The 18,636-nt window shown below is 45.3% G+C and carries 8 protein-coding genes; 7 read left to right on the plus strand and 1 reads right to left on the minus strand.

Going from position 1 to position 18,636, the window contains the following annotated elements; genetic code table 11:
• Positions 1–87: 87 nt before the first annotated feature.
• From A8C56_RS11905 to A8C56_RS11915, 3 genes are all read left to right on the plus strand, one after another.
• Complete coding sequence (locus tag A8C56_RS11905) at positions 88–1,587, plus strand: bifunctional ADP-dependent NAD(P)H-hydrate dehydratase/NAD(P)H-hydrate epimerase (RefSeq protein WP_067756167.1); 1,500 nt, start codon at positions 88–90, stop codon at positions 1,585–1,587.
• 151 nt (positions 1,588–1,738) lie between these two features.
• Positions 1,739–3,973 (plus strand): sodium-translocating pyrophosphatase, encoded by a 2,235-nt coding sequence (locus A8C56_RS11910; RefSeq protein ID WP_245645445.1) that lies wholly within the window; start codon positions 1,739–1,741, stop codon positions 3,971–3,973.
• 366 nt (positions 3,974–4,339) lie between these two features.
• Positions 4,340–8,488 (plus strand): hybrid sensor histidine kinase/response regulator transcription factor, encoded by a 4,149-nt coding sequence (locus A8C56_RS11915; RefSeq protein WP_067756172.1) that lies wholly within the window; start codon positions 4,340–4,342, stop codon positions 8,486–8,488.
• A 28-nt stretch (positions 8,489–8,516) separates the two neighbouring features.
• Here the strand turns inward: A8C56_RS11915 and A8C56_RS11920 are convergent, their stop codons facing one another.
• Positions 8,517–11,195 carry a glycoside hydrolase family 2 TIM barrel-domain containing protein gene (locus tag A8C56_RS11920; protein WP_067756173.1) on the minus strand — a complete coding sequence of 893 codons (2,679 nt, stop codon included), beginning with the start codon at positions 11,193–11,195 and terminating at the stop codon, positions 8,517–8,519.
• Positions 11,196–11,798: 603 nt separating this feature from the next.
• Between A8C56_RS11920 and A8C56_RS11930 the strand changes: the two genes are divergently transcribed.
• From A8C56_RS11930 to A8C56_RS11945, 4 genes are all read left to right on the plus strand, one after another.
• Positions 11,799–14,756 (plus strand): SusC/RagA family TonB-linked outer membrane protein, encoded by a 2,958-nt coding sequence (locus A8C56_RS11930; RefSeq protein ID WP_067756176.1) that lies wholly within the window; start codon positions 11,799–11,801, stop codon positions 14,754–14,756.
• 17 nt (positions 14,757–14,773) lie between these two features.
• Positions 14,774–16,399: a RagB/SusD family nutrient uptake outer membrane protein gene (locus tag A8C56_RS11935; protein ID WP_067756179.1), complete on the plus strand. Its 1,626-nt coding sequence runs from the start codon at positions 14,774–14,776 to the stop codon at positions 16,397–16,399.
• Positions 16,400–16,422: 23 nt separating this feature from the next.
• Positions 16,423–17,256, plus strand: a complete 834-nt coding sequence (locus tag A8C56_RS11940; protein WP_084490173.1) for a sialate O-acetylesterase — start codon at positions 16,423–16,425, stop codon at positions 17,254–17,256.
• 204 nt (positions 17,257–17,460) lie between these two features.
• On the plus strand, positions 17,461–18,612 hold the full coding sequence (locus A8C56_RS11945; RefSeq protein ID WP_067756184.1) for an alginate lyase family protein: 1,152 nt from the start codon (positions 17,461–17,463) through the stop codon (positions 18,610–18,612).
• Positions 18,613–18,636: the final 24 nt, after the last annotated feature.

The following is an 18,636-nucleotide window of genomic DNA, read 5'->3' on the forward strand; positions in this document are numbered from 1 at the left end:
GTTATTATAAAAGTGCGAAGTCGGGGGCTTCGCACTTTTACTATCAGCAGCAAAAATGAACAGGAATGAATTATCATTAAGATCCGTATGAAATTATTCAGTGCAGAGCAAATAAGACAGTGGGATGCGTTCACCATAAAAAACGAACCGGTTTCCTCTCTTGAGTTAATGGAAAGGGCCGCTAATGCCTGTACACGCTGGATCGTAAAAAATACACTTGCCGACTCCTATTGTATTTTCTGCGGCAAAGGCAATAATGGCGGCGACGGTCTGGCCATAGCCCGTTTACTGTACAATGCCAACAAAACAGTTACTGTTTTTATACTGGAATCAGCCACCGGCGGGTCAGACGACTTTAATTCCAACTTCAATATCCTGCATCATTTATCAGCGATCCCGGTTTACAGCATCCGGTCAGAAAAGGAACTGCCGCAACTGCCGCCGGATTGCATCATCATTGATGCCCTGTTTGGCACGGGGTTAAACAGGAGGCTTACCGGGCTGGCAGCTACGCTTGTTGAGCACATCAATAGTTTCCGCATGCCGGTGATCGCTATTGATATGCCCAGCGGTCTTTTCTGCGATCAGTCATCTCTTGGCAATCCTATTATAAAAGCAAGCCACACCCTTACCTTTCAGGTGCCCAAGCTGGCATTCCTGGTTGCTGAAAATGCTGATTTCTTTGGCCAGGTGCATATTATGGACATTAACCTGCACCCCGGGTTTTCTGAAAAAACACCGGCAAAATTTCATATAACTGATTCCTCACTGATCCGCTCCATTTATCAACCCCGGAAAACATTTGCGCATAAAGGCAATTTCGGGCATGCACTGATCATAGCCGGAAGCACGGGGAAAACCGGGGCTGCCGTACTCAGCACAAGAGCCTGCCTGAAAACCGGGGCCGGACTGGTATCTGCACATATACCCCGCCAAAGCCTTCCGATCATCCAGATGGCAGCCCCCGAAGCAATGGCTTTTCCGGATGCAGAAGACCATTACATAACCCGGATGGATTATGAACCGGATGATTTCAGCAGCATTGGTATGGGGCCGGGGATCGGCAAAGAGCTTAAAACACGGTTTTTGTTAAGAGAACTGCTGGAAAAGATCAAAAAACCGCTGGTGCTGGATGCCGATGCGCTCAATATAATAGCAGCAACAAAAGGATACTTAAAGCTGATCCCTTCCAAAACCATTATTACCCCCCATCCCAAAGAATTTTCAAGGCTTTTTGGCGACACTGCCAATGATTTTGAAAAAATTGAGTTAGCAAGCAGCAAGTCAATGGAAATGAATATTATAATTGCCTTGAAAGGGCACAATACATTTATTGCACACCCTAATGGTGCCGGTTATTTTAACCATACCGGCAATGCCGGAATGGCCAAGGGCGGCAGTGGCGATGTGCTTACAGGAATGATCACCAGTCTCCTTGCCCAGGGTTACACGCCGGAGCAATCGGCCGTTTACGGGGTATACCTGCACGGACTTGCGGGCGACCTGGCTGCCAGGGACCGCGGCATGGAAAGCATGATCGCCTCTGATATTATTGAACATATTGGCAACGCTTTTAAACAATTATAAATGAACCGCCCTTTACTGCTCTCTGTTTTAAAAAAATCGCATTTTTACGCCTCCTTTTCAGCATAAATAACATTTTTGGTTTTGAATGCAACGCTTATATTTGCAGCCTTGCTTATGATCATTATCATAATTTAATATTTGTCAAATTTATATGCAACATCTGATCTATCTCGTACCACTTATGGCCATTATTGGCCTGGTTTACACTTTATTAAAATTCCGATGGGTTGTTAAACAGGATGCAGGAACACCAAGAATGAAAGAAATCAGCCGTCATATTGGCGAAGGTGCCATGGCCTTTCTGAAATCAGAATGGAAAATTCTGGCCTACTTTGTAATTATTGTGGCCATTCTTTTAGGAGTACTGGCCAATGCTAATCCACACTCCAACTGGTTAATCTCTGTTTCTTTTATTATAGGTGCGGTACTGAGCGCTTTTGCAGGATTTATAGGAATGAAAGCCGCCACCCTTGCCAATGTACGCACGGCCAATGCTGCCCGGAGCAGCCTGGCCAAAGCCCTAAATGTGTCTTTTGGGGGTGGTGCTGTAATGGGTGTTGGTGTTGCAGGGCTGGCAGTGCTGGGCCTTGGAGGGCTATACATTGTGTTCAAATATTATTTTGCGCCGGATGCAGCCCTGAATTCCTCTGAAATGGTGACTACTATTGAAGTGCTTACCGGCTTTTCCCTGGGCGCTGAGTCGATAGCGTTATTTGCACGTGTTGGAGGCGGTATTTATACAAAAGCCGCTGATGTTGGAGCAGACCTTGTGGGAAAAGTGGAAAAAGGCATACCGGAAGATGATCCCCGCAACCCCGCCACGATTGCGGATAATGTGGGCGACAATGTAGGCGATGTTGCCGGTATGGGAGCAGACCTCTTCGGTTCTTATGTAGCCACAGTGCTGGCCACCATTGTTTTAGGCCAGCAGATACATATAACCGGCGGGTCCGATTTTCTGGCAGGCTACTCTCCTGTTGTATTACCAATGCTGATTGCAGGCGTTGGTATTTTATTTTCTATAATAGGTACTTTCTTTGTTAAGATCAGTGAAAACGCCGGCATCAGTACCAAAACCGTTCAAAAAGCGCTGAACATGGGCAACTGGGGCTCTATTATTTTAACCGCTCTTGCTGCTGCCGGGCTGGTACTCTGGATCCTGCCCGATCAAATGGAACTGCGCGGGTTTATATTTACAAAGACCGGTGTGCTGGGCGCTATCATTGTTGGCCTGCTGGTGGGCGCTTTAATGACCGTTATCACTGAATATTACACCGCAATGGACAGAAGGCCGGTAAATTCTATCATCAAAAAATCGTCCACCGGACATGCTACAAACGTTATCGGGGGGTTAGCAGTGGGTATGGAATCCACTTTTTTACCGATCATTGTACTGGCGGCCGGTATCGTAGCCTCTTATAAATGTGCAGGTTTGTATGGTGTATCCATTGCAGCAGCGGCTATGATGGCCACCACTGCCATGCAATTGGCAATAGATGCCTTCGGACCTATTGCCGATAACGCCGGCGGTATTGCTGAAATGAGCGAGCTGCCCAAGGAAGTGCGTGAAAAAACAGACGTACTGGATGCTGTGGGCAACACAACAGCCGCAACCGGTAAAGGTTTTGCTATTGCATCGGCCGCCTTAACCGCACTGGCCCTGTTTGCCGCGTTTGTAGGTGTTGCAGGCATTAAGGGGATTGACATCTATAAGGCGAATGTGCTGGCCAGCTTATTTGTGGGAGCAATGATCCCCTTTATTTTCTCCTCACTTGCGATCCGCGCAGTGGGAGAAGCCGCTATGGCCATGGTGGAAGAAGTAAGAAGGCAGTTCCGGGACATTCCGGGCATTATGGAAGGAACCGCTACCCCGGAATACGATAAATGTGTAGCCATATCTACGGAAGCATCCATCCGGAAAATGGTGGTGCCAGGAGCCATCGCAATTATTTCCCCGATCATTATCGGTTTTTTACCCGGGTTTGGCGCTGAAGCGTTGGGGGGATTTTTAGCAGGCGCTACCGTATCCGGTGTATTATTAGGCATGTTCCAGAACAACTCCGGCGGCGCCTGGGACAATGCAAAAAAATCATTTGAAAAAGGAGTAGAAATTAACGGGGAGGTTTTCCATAAAAAATCAGACCCGCATAAAGCCTCTGTAACGGGAGATACGGTTGGAGATCCGTTTAAAGATACCTCCGGCCCGTCCATGAACATCCTCATCAAATTAATGTCGATCGTTTCACTGGTCATTGCTCCCACGCTGGCACAGGTAGAAGGCAATACCGCCCGGCACAATGCGGCACCCGCAAAACAGGTCTTTGCAGGAACAGTTCATCAGCAACCGGCTTTACCTGTTGCCCCAAAAGCAGTGCTCTTTAAGTAATTTTTATACATAGTATTAAAAGCCGGGTCCTGCTGATCCGGCTTTTTGGGCTTATTGCATGTAGCAACTTAAACAAACATAGGAGACATTAAATCCGTTTAATAAGCAATGTCGTGGCGAGCTTGTCGAACCATAATTCATTTGACAAACTTCCTTCGTCAGGATGACAATACTTTTTTAATCTAACTGGTATTAAACCCTGATGAATCTCTGAATCCCGGGATATCAAATACACCCGATTATTGCTTATATTTGAATGAACAAGTGGTGCGCCTTTTCAAAAACAAAAGTGAAACTGATCTTCTGTTTTAAAACATTCGGAACTTTTCCCCTGATTAAATTGCTGATAAACTTTTAAATAAAAAATTGAAGAAGATTTATTTGTACCGGTCCGGTTTTTTAAGAATTGTATTTTTATTGATCCTCCTTGCTATTATTCCAAAAGTACGGTTGACGGCACAGCTTAAGTTTAAGCATATAACTATCGATGAAGGGCTGTCTCAAAACAGCGTTTTATGCATGGTTCAGGATAGAGAAGGGTATATATGGATCGGCACAGAAGATGGATTGAACCGCTATGACGGATATGAATTCCGGTATTATAAGCATGACGCCCGCACCCCCAAAACAGTCAGCAACAGTATTATCAATGCTATTGCAGAAGACAAACACGGAAACTTATGGATCGGCACTGCGGATGGGCTAAACAGGCTGGACAAAAAGAGCGGAACTTTTACCCGTATTAAAATAACTTCAGAACAGGCCCTGCTGCAAAACCGTGATTTTATAAATTCCCTTTTCCTGGACACAGCCGATAATCTTTGGATCGGCACCATTGAAGGGTTGAAGTGCTATTCATTAAAATCAGGGCAACTGACCACTTTTTCTTTGCAACCGGGCAATACAGGGATCAATACGGATAACAGGCCACAGGCTATTTTTAAGGATAGTGAAGGGCAATTGTGGGTAGGCACTACAAGCGGGTTATTTCTTTACAACCCGGCAAATGGCCGGCCACTGAAACTTCCGCCCTCCCTGGAACGTTTACAAAAGGATTATATACGCGTAATTAAACAGGATTCAGAAAAGCGGATATGGTTTGGATCCGAAACCCGGGGTGTATTTGTTTATGACCCAGCTGATCAAAGCTGCGTTAATTTTACGAGGGGCAGGTTCTCTGCTAATGGCATTTCAGGCAATACGATCCGTGATATTTTTTTTAAATCAGAAAAAGAGGTATGGTTAGGCACTCCGGAAGGTCTGGGGATATTGAATGCCACTACAGGTAAGTATAGTATTCAGGCATATAACTCAGCCGATGAGCAGGGAATCAGTCACAATTCAATCCGTAATTTTTTAAAAGATAATGCCGGTAATATATGGTTAGGCACCTATGCCGGCGGTATTAATGTTTATTACCCGGACAATTTAAAGTTTAACCTTATTCCGGCTAAAAGCAAGTATGGCAGCGGGCTTACGCACCCGGTTGTAAGCAGTATCCTGGAGGATGAAAGTCATAATTTCTGGATCGGGACAGAGGGCGGCGGTCTGAATTATTATAATGAAAAGCAGTCTTTATTCTCCAGTTACCGCGTACCTTCTCCGTTTTTAAACAGCAATAACATCAAGTCTTTAGCCTGGAAAAACAATTATTCTATCTGGGTGGGTACATATAATGGATTAAACCTCTTTAATATCATTAATAAAACTTTTACAAAATATAGCGCAGGCGATGACCGGTTACTGGGATCTGATCAGATCTATGCTTTAGTGAATACCCCTGATGGTTTGTGGATAGGTACAAATGGCGGAGGATTAAGATTCCTGGATCATTCCGGCAGCATTCAGATATACCGGTACAACCCAAAAGATCCTAACAGTTTAAGCTCTAATAATATCAATGTTATGATACAGGATCCGCTTAACAACCTTTGGATCGGGACCCAGAAAGGTTTAAACTATTTTGATACCCGGTCTAAAAAATGTATCAGGTATTATAATATACCCGGGGAAAGGCAAAGCCTGAGCAATAATTCTGTCCTTTCCCTCTATGCGGATTCACGGCATCGGATATGGATCGGCACTGAAGGCGGGGGCCTGAATCTGCTGGATCCCAAAGCAAACAGATTTTATGCTGTAACAGAAGCTGACGGTATCGGAAATGACGTGATACATGCTATTAATGAAGATGCAAATGGAAATATCTGGGTAAGCTCTAACAAGGGATTGTCCCGCATTAAACTGAATAAGCTGTATGGCCCTTTTGCATCTTCCGATATAGAGGTGCTTAATTATATAGCAGCAGACGGGCTTCAAAGCAACCAGTTTTCAACCGGGGCCGGCTTTCGTTCGCAAAACGGGACGTTGTACTTTGGAGGGATCAACGGAATAAGCTGGTTTGATCCGGATGATATTATTATGAACACCCGCAAACCCGCTATTGTTTTTACAGATATCCGGATCCGGAATAAAAAAGGCAATCAAACAGATGACCAGTTTTTGTCCGGAGACAATCTATTAGCATTGCCCTATGACCATGGCTCCGTAATATTCAGGTTTGCCGCATTAAATTTTATTACCCCGGAAAAAAACAAATATGCTTACCGGTTGCAGGGATTAGAAAATGACGAGGGCTGGCATTATGTAGATGCCCGGCAGCGCCTTGCCACTTATACCAATCTAAGCCCCGGCACGTATTACTTCAGGGTAAAAGCCTCTAATAATGATGGCATCTGGAATACGAATGAAAAGGTCATTAAAATAATTGTTTCGCCGCCATTCTGGAAAACCTGGTGGGCCTACCTCATTTACCTGTTCATAATAGGCGGGCTTTTATATCTTTTTTATCATTATTCGCTCAAAACGGCCAGATTGAAGAGTGCGCTTCAGTTTGAGCATTTGAACCATGAAAAAGATATGGAGCTGGCACAGCAGAAAATCAATTTCTTTACCAATATTTCTCATGAGATCAAAACGCCGCTTACGCTTATTTTAACACCACTGGAAAAGATCATCAGATCCGGTAGGAACAGCAAAATAAAATCACAGCTGCAACTCATACAACGGAATGGCGAGCGGCTTAGCCGGCTGGTAAACCAGTTATTGGATTTCAGGAAACTGGAATCCGGTAAAATGACCTTGCGGAATACGGAAAATGACCTTGTGGAATTTCTTAAAGAGATCTGTTTATTATTTGAAGGGCTGGCCAGTCAAAGGAATATAACAGTACAATTTGAATCGTCTTATAATGTACTCTTGCTTTGGTTTGACGCTGAAAAATTAGAAAGAGTGCTCTATAATCTCCTGTCCAATGCGGTTAAGTTTGGGCGTGATAAGGGAACCATTACAGTGCGGCTGAAGCCGGATAGTAATGCCCCGGGCTTTGTTTGTATAGAAGTGGAAGATGACGGTATTGGTATTGATAAGGAAAATCAGTTCCATTTGTTTGACGGGTTTCAGACCAACCAGGATAAGAATATCAATAGTACCGGAACAGGTATTGGGTTGGCTTATTCAAAGGGATTGGTTGAACTGCTGGGAGGAACAATCAGTGTCAGCAGCCGTTTGGCAGAAGAAGGCCGGCCCGGCTACACCTGCCTTACCGTAAAACTGCCTGTTCAAAAAGAATATTTGATCATTGACACACCTAATGATACTTTCCGGGAAGACTTGTTTTACCGGGAGAACCGGGTGGATGAGGAATTGGCTTTTACAGATCATCAGAATAACAGTGAATATGCTGAAAAACAAATCATGCTGGTTGTAGAGGATAATAATGATCTTCTACTCTTTATGGCAGATACTTTTTCAAAAAAATTTATAGTATATACAGCCGGCAATGGAAAAGAAGGAATGCTTCGCTTAAAAGAAATACAGCCTGATATAATCATCAGCGATGTAATGTTGCCGGAAATGGATGGGATCACATTTTGCAAAAAAGTAAAAGCAGATTTCCGGACCAGTCATATCCCTTTTATTTTATTAACAGCAAGAACACCTGTAATGTATAAAATAGAAGGATATGAAACGGGAGCCGATGATTATATTACCAAGCCATTCAGTCTGGAATTACTTGAAGTGCGGATCGATAATCTGATAGCATCCCGGAAAGAGCTGGCCCAGCACTTTAAAACCACATTGCTGACATCGCCTCAGATAGCGATCACATCTCCAGATGATGCGTTTTTAGCTAAAGTGATGGCATTTATTGAAGACAACGTTACAGAACCGGTATTAAACGTAGAGCAACTTGCAAAAGAACTATGTATGAGCAGGGGCGCTTTATACAGAAAGGTAAAAGCGCTGACGGGCCAAACTACCATTGAGCTTATCCGGGGCATACGCATTAAGATAGCAGCCCGGCTGCTGCTCCAAAAAACCATGAATATTAACGAGGTGGTTTATAGCGTAGGCTTTACTGATGCCGATTATTTCCGGAAATGTTTTAAAGAACAGTTTGGTGTTACCCCGCGGGAATATATGAACCAAAAAAATACTGAGCGTATAGAAGAATAAAAAACCGTTTAGCTGTATCAACAGCAGCTTAATATATTTTTCTTACCTGGATCCCATTGAGCACAGGTTCTCCTTCAATAGGAGTAAATACAATAGTGATCCCCTTATTCTGTTGTGCACTTACGGTAGTGGTAAAACTTACGGCACGCTCCGGCACCATGTATTGCTGATTGGATAATGGTGAAAGGAACGGTCCTCCGTTTATGTCTACATTAAATGTACGCACACTAAAATGATCCGGTGCAGCTTCACTGCCTGACAGGTTATAAACAAGGGTTTCGTGTTGCCGGGGTGAATGGAGCTCCGCAAAATGCAATGTAATGGTATAGACTCCATCAGGAACATCCATTTTAAATTGTTTGATGCCTTCCCGCTGGGTAGCATATACCGGGTCCAGACCGGTGCCCAGCATATTTTTATCAGAGCCATAGGCTACCCTGCTGTCTTTCTTTTTAAACACATGACCTCCTATATATCCCCAACTGCCTTTGGCATATTCTTTTTCCGGCAGCCATATTTCATGATCTGCCGGATCGTAAAAATAGCGTTGATCCCCCAGGTTTACATTTAATGAAGTAAACGGCAGGTCTTTATCATTAAGCCGCGTGGGTATTATTTGAAAATCAATAGTAGCCTGATCAGTAACCTTTCCATCTCCGGAAGCAGCCTGCAGCAGATTGGGGCCATTTATAAAGGGTACCTGAAAAACAGCAATCCCAGACCGGGGTTTTGCAGTGCCCAGCGTTTGGCCATTTAATTTCAACACTATCTCCTCCTGATTGCTGAACACCTGTACAGGTTGCGTACAGACCGGCTTATTGCCTGGCCGGGCAATACCGGCTCTCAGATCCCATTCAGGTGAACCGATATGCAGGTAAGGCGTTTTTAACAGGTTGGCCTGGTAAAAACGGTACGCATCTTTTACTTTTCGATCCATTGTTAAAACCCCTTTGCTGTTGATATGCGGGGTACTTTCGGCGCGCGTTTCAGAGCTGAAATCCGCCAGGTTCCAGATCACAGCACCGGCTATAAAGGGTTTGCTGCGGATCGTTTCCAGGTAAGCCCGGTGGTAAGCCGTGGCATATTCTACTGTTTTATCAAATCTTACCGGAGAAGAGCTATGCAGGCGATTGTCTGCATCTGCGCCATATTCGGTAATCAGCAACGGCTTCTGCGGCAGTTCCCTGTGGTGCCATTCTACAAACCGCTCAAAATCCTTAAAGTTCCCGGTGTACCATCCCTGGTAGCAGTTCCAGCCTACCAGCATCGGGATCTTTGTCAGCTGAAGCCGGTTGTATAAATCAAAATCAGCATGGTTCGGGATTAGGGTATACCGGTAAGGGTCTTCTTTACGGGTAAGCAGCTCCAGTTTCCGGGCCAGGCTGGTGATTTTCTTAAAATAAGCTTCCTGTTCAGGGCTTCCTTTCTCATACCGGGGCCTTAACAGCACTTCATTCATGTAGGCCCATATGATCAGGCTGGGATGATTAAAATTCTGACGGATCATTTCCAGGTGCATATTCAGGGCATTACGGGCAAAATCTTCAGATTCAGAGATCCTGTTAACAACAGGCGTTTCAACAGATGCGAGGATGCCGAGCCGGTCACAGGCTTCTATTACAGCCGGATCCTGGGGATAATGAGCAATACGTAAAAAATTGCCTCCCATTTGTTTTAACAGCTCTACATCATGTATATGCATTGCCCTGGACAAAGCATTGCCCATACCTGCATAATCCTGGTGGCGGCTGGTTCCGATGAGCTTTAAAGGTTTACCATTCAGAAAAAACCCTTTTGCTGCATCAAACCGATACCAGCGGAAGCCCAAAGGGTTTACTACTTCATCAAGTATCTTCCCGGTATGACGATCGGTTAACTGCGCGCTGATTCGGTACAGGTAAGGCGCATCGGGCGACCACAACCTGGGATGAGCAACATTCATATTCCGGAGAAAAGCTGTTTTTTCGCCGGGATTTACGTGGTACACGATAGTGTCCTGTGCAATAGTCATACCGGCTGCATCCGTTAAACGGTGGGTAAGTGTAAGTTCTTTCCGCTGCCCGGAATTGTTGACAAAGCTCCCCCGGATCGTTACGGATGCCTGCTCCGCACTAACGGTAGGCGTGGTAATAAAGACCCCGCCAGAACCATGATCGCCCATGTTGAAATGGACCTTATTCAGCGCGATGACCTGTACATCCCTGTAAATACCTCCGAAAAAAGTAAAATCGCCTGATAAAGGAGGGATCGTTTCGTTTTCACTGTTATCCGCCTTTATAAGCAGCTCATTTGCTGCACCCGCTTTATAAGAAAGATACGCTGACGCCGGAATGCAAAAGGCGGTATACCCTCCTTTATGACTTCCCGCAGGTTTACCATTTATATAGACATCCGCCTGTTGGGCCACACCATTAAAAAAAAGATAGATATCCTTATCCTTCCACCCGGATGGGATATATAATTTTTTTTTGTACCAGCCGGTGCCCCGGTAATAGCCGGGTTCATCATCTTCGGTGTCCTGCGTATTCCAGGTATGCGGAACAGTAATCCATGTCCACCCGGCTGCATTACTATCAGCCGGCTGCATGCTTTCGTTACCTAAATGAAATTCCCAGTTGCTGTTCAATGTTTGCGTTATTCTTTGTGCCTCAGACGGCATCGCAACAGCTAACAACATAAATAATGGCAACAAACTCCTTTTGTTCATGTATGGATCCATTTTTATCGGGATGACTGGATAACTGCGGTGGCTGCGCGTGGGATTATTCCCCGGGTACTTCAAACAATACCCTACCACGCGGTTTCCTGATGCCGGCAGTTGTCCGGCCTCAATATTAGATCATAACAGCAAATCAGATACAGGTCATTTGGCGCTGTTTTACCGGTCATTTTCATCATATTATGGGCACACTATTTTGTAGTTAAGCCATGATCCCGGGTTTTCATGCAGCAGTTATTGGTGCATCTGTCGGGTAAATTTGGATGAAATGTCAGGTAGGTCTGCTTCAGTGCGCGCTTATCTTTGACGGTATAAACGTTACTACCTGTTTACGTTCCTTTTTTAACGATTGCCTGATTGATTCCGCTTGCTGTTCACATATTAATATATGAATCGAAAATTATTTATCCTATTGCTTGTTGTGCCTGCGGCTTGTTTAGCAGCTGCCTTTGATAGTGCAGAGGCCCGCTTCAAAGCGGCCCTGCAATTTAAGATCATTAAAAGGGTTCCCCGGTACCGGAAAGCAATCAATTGCAAAGAAGTATTAAAAATCGGTTTAAGTCCGCTTTCAGAATATCAACCAATATACATATGAAGCATTTTTATCAAAAGATGATGGGGCTGATGACGGTGCTCCTGCTGTCTTCGGCGTTTCTGTCGAATTTTAGTTACGCCCAAACAGGCATAAGGGTAACCGGCGTGGTAACAGATGAAACCAATATGCCGCTTACCGGCGTTAGTATTACTATCCCGGAGCGAACAGGCGGTACCCTTACTGACGTAAACGGAAACTTTTCCATCACGGTTCCTGATGAACAGTCAGTATTGCAGTTTACCTATACCGGTTTTACAACACAGGAACGAAAGGTAGGATCGACCCGTAATTTTAAAATAGCGATGCAGGCCGATTCCAGGAGCTTAAACGAGGTAGTAGTGGTGGGTTACGGTACCCAAAAACGAAAAGACATAACCGGCGCGGTGGTGTCAGTAGACCGTAAACGGCTCGAAAACCTGCCGAACACCAACATATCGCAGGCTTTGGAGGGAGCTGTGCCGGGCCTTACGGTTACCCAGACAGCCGGAGGAGCAGAAGGGAACAGCAACACCTTATTAATAAGAGGCAAACGATCCATTACAGCCAGCAATAACCCACTGCTTATTCTGGACGGTATCCCCTATAACGGGAGCCTCACCGATCTGAATCCTTCAGACGTTGAAAATATAGAAATCCTTAAAGACGCATCTGCCGCCGGCATTTATGGTTCACGCGGTGCCAACGGGGTTATCCTGGTTACAACAAAAAAAGGGCGGAGCGGGAAGCCCGTCATCAGTTACAACGGCAGTTACGGTATTGAAAAAATGGGGATGGTGCCCAGAGTGCTTTCACCAACGGAGTTTTACAACTTTAAGAAAGAACGGAACCCGTCAACCATTACCCTTTCCGAGCAGGAAATCTATGATTCGGGCAATTTTCCCAATTACCTGCAATTAGCTACACGCACTGGCAGCCGTAATCAGCAGAACATTTCTGTAAGCGGCGGTGGCAACCATTCCAGATTTTATGTTTCAGCGGATTACCTGGATGTTGCCGGCATTGCGATAAATGACCATTTCCGCAGAGTAAGCACAAAGGCGAACATCGATGTGGATATTACGAAATGGCTTAGTTTCGGAACAACAAACACGCTTACTTATGATGACCGGAGTGGCTTATCCCCTACATTTACGGGCGATTACAGCGTAATCACTTTTAACCCGCTGACGAGCCCTTATAACCCCGATGGTTCCCTTACAATATACCCCTGGCCGGAGACGGTTTATTACGCGAATCCTTTGGCGCCTACCCTTGCCTCCAATTCAAATCATACCTATTCAATATTCAATACCAGTTATGCCGTTATCCGGTTCCCTGTAAAGGGATTATCGTACCGGATCAATACAGGCATCCGGTATGCATCCGCTCAAAATAATACCTATTACGGGCGCAATACCAAAACGGGTCTGGAAAACCAGGGCAGCGCTACCACTGACGCCAGCCTGGATCTTGACTATACCATTGAAAACCTGTTGTATTACAACCGGATCTTTGGAAAGCATAAAATAGACTTTACCGGTCTGTATAGCCTGGAAAACAACCGTTCAACGGACAATACTTTAAAATCCAGCGGCTTTCCAAATGATGTGCTTACCTGGTACCAGGCAAACGTTGCTCTAAAACTCGTTCCCAGCAGCGACTATTCCAACAGGACGTTGCTGTCTCAGATGGGAAGGCTGAACTATAGTTATAATGAAAAATACATGGTTACCCTTACCACCAGGCGCGATGGATCTTCCGCCTTTGGAGAGAACCGGAAGTATGGATTCTTTCCTATGGCATCCCTGGGGTGGAATATCAGCAGTGAGCCCTTTATGAAAGAAATAACGTTTGTAACAAACCTGAAATTACGCGTTTCCTGTGGTAAAAACGGGAACCAGGCGGTAAGTCCGTATAATACCCTGGCGGGTCTTACTACCCGTTCCTATGTTAACGGCGTCAATCCTGCGCCGGGATACATCCCTACCAAACTGGCCGATAAAACCCTGCATTGGGAAACCACCAAAACCTTTAATACAGGGCTTGATTTTGACCTGTTCCGGGAACGGATCACCGGTTCTATCGATGTTTATTCAGCAAGAACCTATGACCTTTTGCTGCGGCGCTCCGTATCCACCATATCCGGTGTCAGCAGCATTGTTCAGAATATTGGAAAGACCGCCAATAAAGGTATTGATCTGGGTATTAACAGCATCAACATAAAAACAAAAGCCTTTAGCTGGTCCAGCAATATTACGTTCTCCCTTAACAGGAACAAGATTGTAGACCTTTATGGCAATGGGCAAAATGACACGCTGAACAACTGGTTCATCGGTCACCCCATCGATAATAATTTTTCCTACAAGTACGGCGGTGTGTGGCAGCTTACCGATGATGTAAGCCAATCGCCGCAGCCCAATACCCAGCCCGGTTATGCCAAGGTGGTGGACATTAATGGAGATGGAAAGATCACCGGTTCCGACCGCACCTTACTACCGGGGGTACAGCCGGCATTTACTTATGGTTTGGGAAACACTTTTGAGTACCACAATTGGTCGCTTTATGTTTTCGTCAACGGCGTACAGGGCGTAACCAAGCAAAATAATACCCTGTATGATGCCGTTAATACAGCCGTTGAGAAAAATACGTTTGCAAAAAATTACTGGACTCCTACCAACCCAACCAATGAGTATTATGCAAATGCAAACATCCCCGAAAATTATAATCCTAATATTTATGGTGTACGCATTTTTCAAAATGCAAGTTATCTGCGGGTGCGGGATATTATACTGACTTGCTCCCTACCGGCCGGCTTCCAAAAAAACATAGGAACCAGCCGCTGCAAAGTTTACCTGGAAGCCCGCAATCTCTTTACCATTACTCCCTGGAAAGGCTTTGACCCGGAACTATCAAGCTCAACAGAGGGCATCCCGCTTCAAAAGGAATTTGTTTTTGGCATTAATGTAAGCCTGTAATTATTAAAAAAATCACTATGAAACTATATAAAATTTTGACCGGCTTGTCTTTGAGTGTTGCCCTGATCGCATGTAAGAAAGGCTGGCTCAATGAAAACCCGCCTAACCTGATCGTGGCCGATAACCTGTATGTGAATTACGATGGATTTCAAAACGGGCTTAACGGGCTTTACTATGAAGTTCGCCGGAGCAGGTCGGGCATTGATCAGACAGACGCTACCAATGACATTGCATTTGAAATGAATGTAATAGGTACCGACAATGGTTATGGTAATTATGCCAGTAATAAAGAGCTGGTGTTTAATAATTGGGGAGCGCAGTTAAATCCATCGGTAACTTATATCAATCAACATTGGAGTTATCTTTACGAAACTATAAATGCTGCCAATACCATTATAGATCGTGCTACGGCAAGCGACAATCTTACTGATGCTCAGAAAAACTCCATACTGGCGGAAGCACGTTGTATACGCGCGTGGGCCTACCGACACCTCACCTGTCTTTATGGCGATGTACCGCTTCAGCTCCACGAATCGGGAGGTGATAATATCCGTACAGACTATGACCGGGCTCCTGTTGCCCAGGTACGCGCACAGATGAAAGCAGACTGGCTGTTTGCAGAACAATACCTCCCTGAAACAGATGCCAATAACGGAAAACTTATTAAAGGAGTTGCCCAGCATTATCTTGCAGAAACTTATCTCGCAGAAGGAAAGCCCGACTCTGCAAAAATATGGGCTACAAAAGTGACAACAAATGCAAATTATAAGCTGGTTACTGAACGATACGGTGTAAACGCAACAAAACCGGGCACTCCCTTTACTGATCTATTCCTTGATGGCAACTCCAATCGCAGTGAGGGAAATACGGAGGCGCTCTGGGTATTGCAGAGCCAGGAAAACGTAACAGGCGGCACAGGCAATGTCATCCTGCGCCGCTACTGGGTGAACCGGTATTATTCATATGTATTGAAAGGAACGGATGGTAAATCAGTCAACCCTTTTGCCGTCAGCGCTGATTTTGGTGGCAGGGGAATTGGCAGGTTGGCCCCCACAAAATGGGCACTAAGCATTTATGATACAACAGATGACAGGGGCAGCGATTTTGCCTGGAGGTTTTCTTACCCGATCAATGCACAGGTACCAAAGGGTTATACCTCAGGCCAGGTTATTGAGCTTAACAGAACAGCCACTGAGAAGATCAATAACCCGGACTGGCCCAGCACCCGTAAATGGGATTATACTTCTCCAACCGATATTAACGGCAATGTAAACTTCAATGATGTGATCTATCTCCGGTCAGCCGATACCTACCTGTTGTTAGCGGAAGCCGATTTCAAACTCGGAGATATTACCGGTGCGCTGAACGCGATCAATGCGCTGCGCAGCCGTGCACATGCACAACCGGCAACAGCATCAGATATTACCCTGGATTATATCCTGGATGAGCGTTCGAGAGAATTGTTTACCGAAGAAGACCGTCGCTATACGCTTTTACGTACAGGCACCTGGTTAACAAGAACAAAAGCGCATAATGCGCTTGCCGGTGCTTTTATTACAGACCGGGATCAGTTAATGCCCATACCCCAGGACGTTATAGACGCCAACCTGACAAAAGTATTTCCCCAGAACCCGGGTTATTAATAATTTTACAACTATCAACAATCATGTACAGGATCTTTACTTCTTCATTAGCAATTTTGTTGCTTGCTGCTAACGCCCGGGCGCAGGGTATTCCGGAAAAATTAGACCTATATATCCTGATGGGGCAAAGCAATATGGCAGGGCGGGGTCCGATCACCCCGGATATAGCAGCCGAGCATAGTGAGCGCGTTTACATGTTTACTAAAGATACGAAATGGGTCATTGCCAGGCACCCGCTACATTTTGATAAGCCTGCTATTGCCGGCGTGGGGCCCGGCCTCAGTTTTGGCATAGCAATGGCAGCTGCTGATTCTTCTGCTAAGATCGGTTTGATACCCTGTGCTGTGGGAGGAACGCCCATTGAGCACTGGAAGCCGGGAGCCTATGATTCCATATCAAAAACGCATCCCTATGATGATGCTGTAGCGCGCATTAAGGCGGCCATGAAATATGGCACGATAAAGGGAGTGATCTGGCACCAGGGAGAATCGGACAGCCAGCCTGAAAAAGCAAGCGTTTACCTGTCTCAGTTATCGGTTTTGATAAAACGGATCCGTGAACTCGTTGGCAATCCCGGGCTGCCTTTTGTAGTGGGGCAACTCGGCAGGTATCGCCCGGTTTATGCCAACATCAATACGGAGCTTGAAAAGTTACCGGAGCTGGTACCTTTTACGGCTGTTGTAAGCTCCGAAGGGCTTGTTCATAAAGGAGATTCCACTCATTTTGACGGACCATCTGCGCAGGAAATGGGACGCCGGATGGCCGCCGGAATGATCCAACTGCAGGCGGACCGCAGATCAGTTCCAGGTCAGGCGCGCCAGGCACTACCTGCAAAAAAGAACAGCAATAATCTTTAAATGCACAAAGATGTTGCTTCGCACAAACTTTATAAATCATTGCAGCAATTTTATTAGAACACCTGCAATCACAAGTGGTTTGAGCAGACCTGCCTTTGACTATTAATACAAACCCAGCCTGAAATCCATGCATATAAAGGGTTTTAAAGAATCTTTATGCTTTTAGGGTCAAGAATATCCTATCATATTAAATCGATAAAAACGATGAAAACAACAAATAGTACAAAGTATTTTGTAGCAGCATTGCTTATTACATCAGGCTGCTATTTCGTTCGTTGCGCCAGAAACCAGGTTATTGAAGATAAAAAAGTTCCTGCTGATGCATCTGTGGTTCAGCTGAACTCGTCAGGGCCTTTTGTTCATCCGGGTATTTTAAATACCAGTACCACGCTGGATTTTATCAGGTCAGAAGCAAACAGTACAACTACAGACAGGTATAACGATTACCAGGCCACCATAGTTGCTTACACAGATACAGCTACCCTGCCCACCAGCTTTCCGTCTGTTGTTACGGTTAAAGGCTCCGGCACAACGGCAACAGAAACACAAATTAAAGAAAATGCAGTGTTCGCATATGCCCTGGCGCTCAGATTTGCCAAAACCGGCGACACCGCCTATTCTCATAAAGCAAAAATTATTTTGAACGGATGGGCTTACAATTTTGATCATTATGAGGTTGCATCTGGTACAACGGCAACACAGCCGGACCTGGAAGCATCCTGGGTAGCGCCGACCTTTGTTGCTGCTGCTGAGATCATCCGGTATTATCAACCCAGTGGCCATAGTGCCAACTGGGCAGCTACAGACATTACCCAGTTTAAGGTATTCTTAAATAATCTGAAAGATAATTACATCAACAACACCCTGACCTCGGGGCATAAGCAAAACTGGATCATATCGGCAGGCTATGCGAAGGTTGCTCTTGGCGTATTTCTTGACAGCAGAACTGTGTACGACGCGGGTTTAAAAATACTTACGGATAGTATTGGTACGGTCATTTATGCTGATGGCACCATGCCTGAGCTTTGCTCGCGTACAGACTGTGTCCATTTTCAATATTCCCTTAACGGGCTTACCTATGCTGCCGAAATTGCCCGCGAACAGGGCCAGAACACCATTTTTACAATTGACCGACTGTCTTTAGGCTATGGCTTTATGTGGAAAGCTTATCACGATCAGTTTAGTTGCAAACAGTGCTCCACCGCAAAAGTTTATCCGGCAGTTGAAGTAGCGCATCGTTATTACAGCTCAGATACAACAGGGTATTTGCGCGGACGGCAGCCACCTTACGGCCCTTCGTCAGATAATACGTTTTTAGGGTTTACAACCTATACACACAGAGGGGTTCCGCTTTAAATAAATTTATCAGGCACATTCATC

Source organism: Niabella ginsenosidivorans, from assembly GCF_001654455.1.
Lineage (GTDB): Bacteria > Bacteroidota > Bacteroidia > Chitinophagales > Chitinophagaceae > Niabella > Niabella ginsenosidivorans.

Bases quoted from the DNA above. Each gene is read 5' to 3' on its own strand.
- A8C56_RS11945 (WP_067756184.1), top strand. From the start codon at position 17,461: ATGAAAACAACAAATAGTACAAAGTATTTTGTAGCAGCATTGCTTATT.
- A8C56_RS11910 (WP_245645445.1), top strand. From the start codon at position 1,739: ATGCAACATCTGATCTATCTCGTACCACTTATGGCCATTATTGGCCTG.
- A8C56_RS11905 (WP_067756167.1), top strand. From the start codon at position 88: ATGAAATTATTCAGTGCAGAGCAAATAAGACAGTGGGATGCGTTCACC.
- A8C56_RS11940 (WP_084490173.1), top strand. From the start codon at position 16,423: ATGTACAGGATCTTTACTTCTTCATTAGCAATTTTGTTGCTTGCTGCT.
- A8C56_RS11930 (WP_067756176.1), top strand. From the start codon at position 11,799: ATGAAGCATTTTTATCAAAAGATGATGGGGCTGATGACGGTGCTCCTG.
- A8C56_RS11920 (WP_067756173.1), bottom strand. From the start codon at position 11,195: ATGAACAAAAGGAGTTTGTTGCCATTATTTATGTTGTTAGCTGTTGCG.
- A8C56_RS11935 (WP_067756179.1), top strand. From the start codon at position 14,774: ATGAAACTATATAAAATTTTGACCGGCTTGTCTTTGAGTGTTGCCCTG.